At 69.1% G+C, this 6,790-nt stretch carries 6 protein-coding genes; 2 read left to right on the top strand and 4 right to left on the bottom strand.

Annotation, left to right across the window (positions count from 1 at the left end; genetic code table 11):
• Positions 1-255 precede the first annotated feature (255 nt).
• The gene (proC, locus tag KZA10_RS05435; protein WP_218682367.1) at positions 256-1,095 is read right to left on the bottom strand and encodes a pyrroline-5-carboxylate reductase; all 840 of its coding nucleotides are present in this window, start codon (positions 1,093-1,095) and stop codon (positions 256-258) included.
• A 59-nt stretch (positions 1,096-1,154) separates the two neighbouring features.
• On the opposite strand from proC, the gene KZA10_RS05430 reads away from it, so the two are divergent.
• Positions 1,155-2,126 (top strand): cation diffusion facilitator family transporter, encoded by a 972-nt coding sequence (locus KZA10_RS05430; protein WP_218682366.1) that lies wholly within the window; start codon positions 1,155-1,157, stop codon positions 2,124-2,126.
• A 12-nt stretch (positions 2,127-2,138) separates the two neighbouring features.
• Here the strand turns inward: KZA10_RS05430 and tadA are convergent, their stop codons facing one another.
• Complete coding sequence (tadA, locus tag KZA10_RS05425) at positions 2,139-2,594, bottom strand: tRNA adenosine(34) deaminase TadA (RefSeq protein WP_218682365.1); 456 nt, start codon at positions 2,592-2,594, stop codon at positions 2,139-2,141.
• 81 nt (positions 2,595-2,675) lie between these two features.
• Here tadA and upp point away from each other — a divergent pair, with 81 nt between their 5' ends.
• On the top strand, positions 2,676-3,308 hold the full coding sequence (upp, locus tag KZA10_RS05420) for a uracil phosphoribosyltransferase (protein ID WP_017828113.1): 633 nt from the start codon (positions 2,676-2,678) through the stop codon (positions 3,306-3,308).
• A 7-nt stretch (positions 3,309-3,315) separates the two neighbouring features.
• On the opposite strand, the gene KZA10_RS05415 is transcribed toward upp, so the two are convergent.
• Both KZA10_RS05415 and KZA10_RS05410 read right to left on the bottom strand, forming a co-directional pair.
• Positions 3,316-4,095: a hypothetical protein gene (locus KZA10_RS05415; RefSeq protein ID WP_218682364.1), complete on the bottom strand. Its 780-nt coding sequence runs from the start codon at positions 4,093-4,095 to the stop codon at positions 3,316-3,318.
• The coding region (locus tag KZA10_RS05410; protein WP_218682363.1) for a bifunctional RecB family nuclease/DEAD/DEAH box helicase at positions 4,092-6,790 on the bottom strand (2,699 nt) is incomplete at its 5' end. The genes KZA10_RS05410 and KZA10_RS05415, both read right to left, overlap by 4 nt.

The following is a 6,790-nucleotide window of genomic DNA, read 5'->3' as shown; positions in this document are numbered from 1 at the left end:
ACCGGCGCTCGGATTCGCCATCGCAGCGATCTGGAATCCCGGGCTGGGGTGGATCAGCCTCGCCTGCGGCATCGTCTTCGGCGGTCTGGCGCTCTGGGGCGGAACCGTGCTCGGCGGGAAGATCCTGGATCGTCGCTGGCCCGAGGTGCTCGCCGACGTGTCCAGCGAGAGCTGACCGCGGCGGACCGGGTCAGGCGTCGATGTCGAGCACGATCTCGATCACCAGATCGCACCCTCGATCCGCAGTCGCATGGCTCAGGCGCCGGCGGCGAGCTCCCTGGCCCGTGCGAGTGCGGCGTCCGCAGCCTGGGCGAAAGTGCGATCGAGGTGCGCTTCCTGCAGCACGGCGATCGCCCGTTCGGTCGTTCCCTTCGGGCTCGTGACGCGACGGCGCAATTCTACCGGCTCCTCGCCCGAGGCATCGAGCAGGGCTGTCGCCCCGATGAACGTCTGCTCGACCATGAGCCGCGCATCCGCATCGGCGAATCCCATGCCGACGGCGGCCTTCGTGAACTCCTCGATCAGCAGGTAGACGTAGGCGGGCCCTGAGCCCGAGATCGTCGACAACGCATCGATCTGAGACTCCGGCACCTCGACGACAGCCCCGACGGTCTCGAAGAGGCGGCGGACGAGAGCGAGATCCTCGTCCGGGACCGCAGCGCCGGCGGCGAGACCGGTGACGCCCTTGCGCACGGTCGACGGAGTGTTGGGCATCGAGCGGATGACTCGGGCTTCAGGACCGAGCACATCGGCGAAGGTCTGCAACGTGACGCCGGCGGCGACACTGACCACGATCGCGTCGGCGGCGAGGTGCGGGGCGATCTCGCGCAACAGATCGGGCACCATCGCCGGCTTCACGCCGACCAGCACGATCCGCGCTCCCGCGGCTGCCTCGACGTGGCCCTCCGGACGCTCGGCGAGGGCGACGCTCGTGACGCCGTCGAGGTCGGCGAACGCCTCCGCCTTCTCCGCGGTGCGGTTCGTCGCGGTGATCCCGCCGTCGATCCGGATGCCCGAGGCGACCACTCCGCGCAGGATCGCACCGCCCATCGAGCCGGCACCGAGGAAAGCGAGGGAAGGAAGCGAGTCAGCCATGTCGTCATCCTACGGCGGGCACTCCGACATCCTCAGGCGGGCGGTTCTAGACTCATCCCATGAGTGCATCCGGAGGCAACAAGGCCATCGTCGCGGCGTTCCTGGCGAACATGGGCATCGCCCTCGCGAAGTTCATCGCCTGGGCTCTCTCCGGATCCGCCTCGATGCTCGCCGAGGCCATCCACTCCGTCGCCGACTCGGGCAACCAGCTGCTGCTGATGCTGGGCGGACGCAAGGCCCGGCGCGAGGCCGACCGAGCGCACCCGTTCGGCTACGGCCGAGAGCGCTACGTGTACGCCTTCGTCGTCTCGATCATCCTCTTCTCGGTCGGTGGCCTCTTCGCGATCTACGAGGGCGTCGAGAAGCTCACGAACCCGCACGAGCTCGACAAGACATGGTGGTGGCTGCCGCTCGTGGTGCTCGTCGTCGCCATCGGACTCGAATCGTTCTCGCTGCGCACCGCCATGCGCGAGAGCAACCTCGTGCGTGAGAAGGGCCAGTCGTGGGTGTCGTTCGTGCGCCGCTCGAAGGCACCGGAGCTTCCCGTCGTGCTGCTGGAAGACGTGGGCGCACTCACCGGCCTCACGTTCGCGCTGCTCGGCGTCGGCCTCACCCTCATCACCGGCAACCCGATGTTCGACGCGCTCGGCACCGTCATGATCGGTGTGCTGCTGGTGCTGATCGCGATCGTGCTGGGCATCGAGACGAAGAGCCTCCTGGTCGGAGAAGGCGCGACCCAGGCCGACCACGACCGCATCGTGGACGCGATCAACGCGGGCGATGAGATCGAGAAGATCATCCACATGAAGACCCTCTACCTCGGCCCCGACGAGCTGATGGTCGCGGCGAAGATCGCCCTCAACGCCGACAAGCCGCTGCGCGAGGCCGCCGACGACATCGATGCGATCGAGGCGCGGATCCGCGAGGCCGTGCCGGTGGCACGGATCGTCTACATCGAGCCGGACGTCTACCGCCCCGCGATCGATCCCGAGCCCTCGACCGACGTCTTCGTGCTCAAGTCCTCGGACTGACCGCGGGAGCGCTCAGCGCCGCTGCTCGAAGAACGAGCGCAGGAGTGCGGTCGCCGCATCGGCCGCGACACCGCCGATGACCTCGGCACGGTAGGGCAGCCGCCGGTCGCGCAACACGTCGTACATCGAGCCCGCCGCGCCCGCCTTGTCGTCCCAGGCACCGAAAACCACGCGACCGATACGGGCCTGCAGGACCGCCCCGGCACACATGATGCACGGTTCGAGAGTCACCACGAGCGTGTGCCCCTCGAGATTCCAGGAGCCGACCACTGCCGCGGCACGTCGGAGCGCTTCGATCTCGGCGTGACCCGTCGGATCGTGGGTCTCCTCGCGGGTGTTGCGACCCTCGGCGATGATCCGCCCGTCGGGGTCGAGGACCACCGCGCCGACGGGGATCTCCGAGGCCGCCGCAGCCTCGGCCGCGAGCACGAGGGCGCGCGCCATCGCGAGGTCGTCGGCAGCGGTCATGCGTCGAGCCTACGACAGCCGCCGAGCGCGGCCGGAGCATCCGATGTCGTGCCTGGCCCCGCAGCGCATTACCCTGTATCCATGCGTGTTCACGTGGCCGACCACCCTCTCATCACCCACAAGCTCTCGGTGCTGCGCGACGCGCGCACGCCGTCGCCGGTCTTCCGGCAGCTCACAGAGGAGCTCGTCACGCTGCTCGCGTACGAGGCGACTCGCAACGTGAAGGTCAGCCCGATCGAGATCACGACCCCGGTGACGACCACGATGGGTGTGAAGATCTCGGAGCCCCGCCCGATCGTGGTGCCGATCCTGCGCGCCGGTCTCGGCATGCTCGAAGGCCTCGTGAAGCTGCTCCCGACGGCCGAAGTCGGCTTCCTCGGCATGGTGCGCGACGAGACGACGTTCGAGCCGACGACCTATGCCGAGCGCCTGCCCGACGATCTGAGCGATCGCCAGTGCTTCGCGATCGACCCGATGCTGGCTACCGGTGGCTCGCTCGCCGCGGCGATCCAGTTCCTGTTCGACCGCGGCGCGAAGGACGTGACCGCGATCTGCCTGCTCGGAACCCCCGAGGGCGTCGCCGCGATCGAGGCCATGGCGGGCGACCGCGACGTGACTCTCGTGCTCGGCGCACTCGACGAGCGCCTCGACGAGAAGGGCTACATCGTTCCCGGGCTCGGCGACGCCGGCGACAGGCTCTACGGCACCGTCTGATTCGGCTCTACGCCGCCGGATTCAGGCGGTACGCCCGTTCGTCGCCGTAGTGAGTGAATCCGGCGCGCGCCAGGATGGGCGCCGATGTCGAGATGCGACCCTTCACGAGGGCCGTCTTCGCTCCCCAGGTGGCACTCCGGCGCAATCGCTCCGCGAGCACCGCACGGTACGCCCCCCGACCGCGGTCCGTCGCAAGCGTGGATGCACCCCAGAGGCGGACGAATCCGTCGTCGATGGTGCACCCTCCGGTGCTGACAGCGCGGTCGCCGATCCGCGCGAGGACCCGGAACCCCTCGCGCGCCTCGAGTGCTGCGGTCACTTCGGCGAACTCGGCCTGCAGACCTTCCGCATCGAGCGGTCGCTGCTGCCACACCGGCACGTTGACGGTGTCCACAGCCCGCACCTGCTCCAGCGTGCGCACGACCTCGACGGTCACATCCGCGGGCACGTCAACGGTTGCACCGTCGAGAGGGCGAGCGAATACCGCCACCGTGTCGATGTGTTCTGCGCCGCGCCGACGCAGTTCCTCCTCGAGGTCAGGGCGGTCGGCGGAGCTCGTCCAGAATGTGAATCGCTGCGCGCCCCACGCTCTCGTCCGCTCCAGCGCATGATCGACCACCTCCGCGGGGCTGAGACTCGATTCCACCTGGGAACCGCGCACCCCGCCGCCGAACCTCTCCGGATCACGCACGAGCAGCAGGTGCTCGCGCCCATTCTCGCTGTCGCGGGGGAACCAGACCCATGCGGCCGAGGCGGCCAGGATCTCGTCGACCGTGTGGGCGCTCATCCCGCTGCCCCGACGAGACGGGCGAAGGCGCTGAGGCGAGCCACACCCTCCGGCGTGTACGGCAGATCGTCCAGCAACGCGGGCGAGTGGATCAGGTAGGCGACAACCTGGGCGCGGGAGATCGCCACGTTGAGTCGATTCTGCAACAGCAGGAATTCGGGCCCGCGTGGCGCATCCCGACCGCTCGATGCTGCCAGGGAGGTGATGGAGACGACGGCCTCCTTGCCCTGGAAGTTGTCGACGGTGCCCACCGGGACGTCGGGGAACCCGGCATCGGCGAGCGCATCGAGGACCAGCTGACGCTGCGCGTTGTAAGGGGTGACGACGATGATGTCGGACTGCGTGAGAGGCCGCTTCGAGGCGCCGGGGTCGTTGTCCGTGAAGGTGCGCCCGACCAGGTCGGCGACGAGCCGCACGACCTCCGCGGCCTCTTCGGGAGACTGGGTCGCATTGCCGCGATGACGAAGAGGCATGACGTGAAGGCCCGGGTCGATGCCGTCGAGCGATCGGCGCTCCGTGCCAGGGGCCGAGGCGAGCTGTCCGGCATAGGCGAGCTTCGATACGGGCGCGGCGACGAAGGGATGCATCCGCCACGATCGCGCGAGGAAGTAGCCGTACTCGGGACGCACGACCGGATCGCCGTCCATCACCCAGCCGAGGGCGGATGTGTCCACCGGCTCGGGGTGGGCTCCCTGACTCACCTGCGGCAGCTGCTGCGGATCGCCGAGGAGGAGCAGCCGCTTCGCCCCGGCCGCGACCGCGATCGTCGAGGCGAGCGAGAACTGCCCCGCTTCATCGATCACGAGGAGGTCGAGTCCTGCCCGACCGACGCGCTGGGTGTTGCTGAAATCCCACGCCGTACCGCCGACGACGGCCCCCTCGCCGGCGTGCTCCCCGAGGAACGACGCCATGCCGCTCTTGGGGATCACGGTGTAGGGCGGATCCGCATCCGGGTCCTTCGGCGCCTTCGCCACCTGTGCCGGCGAGACGCCGTCGGCGACGACCCTTGCCAGGAGAGTCTCGATGATGGCATGCGACTGCGCGACGACACCCACCTTGAAGCCGTGCTCATTCACCAGGCGTGCGATCACCCGCGATCCGGTATAGGTCTTGCCTGTGCCGGGAGGACCCTGCACGGCGAGATAGCTGCGGTCGAGATCGAGCACACCGCGCACGATGGCATCGACGGTGTCATCACCGGCCTCCGGCAGTGCGCGTCCCGACACCGTGCGTGGCGGGATACGGCGCAGGATGTCGGTCGCGGCGTCTTCTGGGAAACCGGGAGCGGCCAGGTGCACGGCGTCGGCCCACTCGTCGATGGCTCCCTGGAGTGAGACCACACGTGGGGGCGCCGCCGGCGTGAGCGCGAGCGGCAGCTCGTCCCAGGTCTGGCCCTGCACGGCCGTCTCGGTGACGAGGTAGCCGTCGTCGAGCACCTCGGAGACCGTGACCGTGTGCGGTACATGGACCGCACGAGATGGCACCTCGGTGTCGAACGGAGCCGGGACCTCGTAGAGCGCGAACGGCTGACCCCCCGGGCCGAGCGTCGTGCCGGGTGACACCTCGCCGCGGATCTCGATGTCGCGCGACATCACCCGTCGCCCCTCGCCGATGCTCCACTCCCGACGCACGACCGATGACGGACGGTCGATCCGCACCACGTCTCGCGTGCCGTCCCACATCGTCACCGGTTCGCGCAGCCGCTGGAAGTGCGACACCCAGAAGCTCTTCGCCTCGCGGGGGAAGTAGTCGATGGCCGCAGCGGCGACCCGGTGCACCAACCCGTCGTCGCCGGCCTCGACAGCACGTTCCGCGTCGGCGAGGAGCGCGACCGAGCGGGGCGACGGCTCGTAGATGATCTCGTCGGCATCGTCGGGCGGTGCGGGCGTCACGCCCTGCTGTCTGGCGATGTCGATGAGCCAGTTGCGCAACCGCCGCGTCGAGACGCAGTCGTAGCGGTTGTAGTCGGCGAGGTCGGCCAGAACGGCGTCTGCCTCGGCCCTCTCCCCCGCCGCCGCGAGCTCGCGGGCCGCGACGTACTGCACGATGGAGTCGTCGCCCTTCTGCACGTCGCTGGTGCGCACGTCTTCGCCCATGTAGAGCGGTTCGAGCTTCTTGATCGAGTACGAGCGGGACCCGACCCGCACCGTCCGCAGCACGAGCGGGTAGAGGTCGACGAACACCCCCTCGCGCAGCAGCCGGTCGACCTCGCCCTCGCGCACACCGTGCCTCGCAGCCATGGCCACCAGGTGCGAGGTCTCGTAAGGCGCATAGTGGTAGATGTGCATGCCGGGGTGTGCGAGCCTGCGTGCGTTCACGAAGTCGAGGAAGTCCTCGAGCGCGCGCTTCTCGTCGGCGAACGTGTGCGCCCACAGGGCCGAGTACTGGTCGGCGTTGTCCACCCAGCCGAACAGGTAGTCGATCCCCCAGTGGGCCTCGCCGTCGGGAGCAGGCTCGGTGTACAGCGGATCGCCCTCGAAGTCGAAGAAGATGTCGCCGTGACTGGGCAGCGGAAGAGTGTGGATCGCCTGCGCGTAGTGAACGTCGAACGTCGGCGCCCCCTCGGCGTCCGCCTGCAACTGCAGACGGGCCTGTGCGCGAAGGGTCTCGAAGGTGTCGGCGTTCATGCCCGCCGGCGCCTCGACGGCCGCGGCCAGTGCGTCGATCGTCTCGACGCCGGAGGCCCGCAACCGGG

Origin of the sequence: Microbacterium sp. BF1, from assembly GCF_019279095.1 — a bacterium.
Taxonomy (GTDB): domain Bacteria; phylum Actinomycetota; class Actinomycetes; order Actinomycetales; family Microbacteriaceae; genus Microbacterium; species Microbacterium maritypicum.
This window is presented reverse-complemented; position numbering and strand designations above follow the sequence as displayed.